Genomic DNA, 299 nt, shown 5'->3' with positions numbered 1-299 from the left:
GGACGAACGCTGGCGGCATGCCTAATACATGCAAGTCGAGCGAATGACGAAGAAGCTTGCTTCTTCTGATTTAGCGGCGGACGGGTGAGTAACACGTGGGCAACCTGCCCTGTAGATTGGGATAACTCCGGGAAACCGGGGCTAATACCAAATAATCCATTTCCTCTCATGGGGAGATGTTAAAAGACGGTTTCGGCTGTCACTACAGGATGGGCCCGCGGCGCATTAGCTAGTTGGTGAGGTAACGGCTCACCAAGGCGACGATGCGTAGCCGACCTGAGAGGGTGATCGGCCACACT

At 54.8% G+C, this 299-nt stretch carries 1 rRNA gene; it reads left to right on the top strand.

What is annotated here, in order from left to right:
- Positions 1-299: ribosomal RNA gene (locus LDK52_RS19940) — 16S ribosomal RNA — on the top strand; the annotation flags it as partial.

It is taken from the genome of Psychrobacillus antarcticus (genome assembly GCF_029533155.1).
Classification (GTDB): Bacteria; Bacillota; Bacilli; order Bacillales_A; family Planococcaceae; genus Psychrobacillus; species Psychrobacillus antarcticus.
Note: the sequence above shows the minus strand (reverse complement) of the source record. Positions and strands in the feature narration are given on the sequence as shown.